Origin of the sequence: Liquorilactobacillus capillatus DSM 19910, assembly GCF_001434915.1 — a bacterium.
Classification (GTDB): Bacteria; Bacillota; Bacilli; order Lactobacillales; family Lactobacillaceae; genus Liquorilactobacillus; species Liquorilactobacillus capillatus.
This window is the reverse complement of record NZ_AZEF01000045.1, coordinates 851-2,702: the sequence shown is the minus strand read 5'-3', so window position 1 is coordinate 2,702 and position 1,852 is coordinate 851. Positions and strand designations below refer to the sequence as shown.

Annotated in this window: 2 protein-coding genes; both read right to left on the bottom strand. The window is 36.3% G+C overall.

What is annotated here, in order from left to right; genetic code table 11:
* A partial coding sequence (locus FC81_RS09420; RefSeq protein ID WP_057746213.1) for a terminase large subunit occupies positions 1–1,295 on the bottom strand: 1,295 nt, incomplete at its 3' end.
* Entirely contained in the window at positions 1,292–1,765 is a 474-nt protein-coding gene (locus FC81_RS09415; protein ID WP_057746216.1) for a phage terminase small subunit P27 family, read from the bottom strand. The genes FC81_RS09415 and FC81_RS09420, both read right to left, overlap by 4 nt.
* Positions 1,766–1,852: the final 87 nt, after the last annotated feature.

Sequence of the window (1,852 nt, the reverse complement as noted above, 5' to 3'; positions counted from 1 at the left end):
TGGATATATTCAAAGACTGCATCATAATCAATAATTCCACTCTCTAAACGTGTAATGGTACACTCTCCAGCTCTTTGCATACTGCGATAATCAATACCATCACGCTTTATTTTGCTGTCTAAGCCGTATTTAGTACCAACCCATGAGTGACTATCACAATAAAAATGACCGTCACCAGTCGGAATTATCCAACTAACCGCGGTCAAATCATTACTTTTTGATAAATCAACACCAATATAAATATCACGATTATTCAAATTAATGCTTTCAGTCTTGCCAGCACTCCAATCATCTGCGCTTACATAACTATCCTCGCTGGCTTGTAGCCACATATTGAAGTTCTTAACTAGAATTGGGATCATATTATTTTGCTTAATCGCTAAATCTACATCAGCTTTTATTTTTTCAGTCATTTTCTTTTTAACTTTTGGCTCACTAAACAATGGATTAGCCTTTACCCAATTATCCTGGTCGTATACTTCTTCTCTATCATCTAGTTCCCAAATAGCTATAAAATACCTGTCTGCCTCTGCTTTGCCATTTAAAACATCATTAAGCATTTCATATTCTGCGTGCATTGGAACATTCAAATTAAGCCCTGATGTTGAAATAACTGCAAGTAAAGAATTATCTTCTTGTGCTTGCCCTGATTTTAAAACGTTATATACTTTTCGATCCTTGGCTTCGTGCCATTCATCAAGAACAATTGTAGTTCCTGCAAAACCATCAAGCGTACTAGTATCACTGGCCAATGCAAGTGCCTTACTGCCACTTTCCACATCTTCAATTTCTTGCTTTTGCACCTTAACTCTTTGTCGCATATATTTAGACTTTTTACGAACTTGGTTTAAACCACTTGAAAGCATATTGTAACCTAGCTTTGCTTGTTTTAAGCCGTTGGAAACAAATAGGACTTGTCTATTCATTGCAGGGCTTTTTTCTCTTAGTAAACCATTAGCAGCAATCCCGCTAGCTAGATAAGTTTTACCATTTTTCCTGGCCATTGAAATAAAAGCACGATCATATCGCCTGAATCCTGTATCTTTTTCTTTCCAGCCGTATAATTCTGATATTATCCATTCTTGAAATGGCTGCATATCCAACTTACTACCGTCCGTTTTTGGCAGGCTCTCGATAAATTTAACAGCTTTTGTAGCTTCTTCTTCATCATAGTAGTAATTAAATTCATCTGTCTTAGACCGCTCTAAATCACGCTTAAAACGTTCGCAAGCTAGCCTAATCTTCTTACCAACTAGAATATTACCAACAAGCACTTCATCAACGTATTTAATCATGATAGCATCGCTTCATATTCATCTTTTGGTTTATCAGACTTGGCTTTATGCAATTCCATTCTTGACCGACTAGATATAGTCATTCCTAAATCATTGGCGATGGCTTTCATATCTTTAATAGCTGTACTCATAATTTCAATGTATGGATTTTTCTTCTTTGACCCATTACTTTTATTGGTTATTACTAAACCATGCTTTGTAATGTCTGTATTGCATGTCTGAACAACTGAATATAGTTTGCAGTAAGTAGCTAATAAACTTCTATCAAGCTCTGATACGGGCGTATTTTGCTTTAAATAAGGCACTATCCTATTCCATTCTGTTAAGGCTCTGCCGCTCAACCAATCAGGCGCATTATTATCAAGTTCGGGATACTCAAATAAAGACTTTTCCATATCCTTACGTTGCTCAATTTCTTCATTGGTTAGATGCTTACTCATATCCGCAAGTTGTTTCACCTTTCTACCCATGCAATCAGCTCCTTTCGCTTTAAATTTATCTACAAGAAAAGCCGTTACCATTTCTAGCAACGACTACTCCCACATATATCTGAAATC

Excerpts from the sequence above, each read along its gene's own strand:
- FC81_RS09415 (WP_057746216.1), bottom strand. The coding sequence starts at position 1,765 with ATGGGTAGAAAGGTGAAACAACTTGCGGATATGAGTAAGCATCTAACC.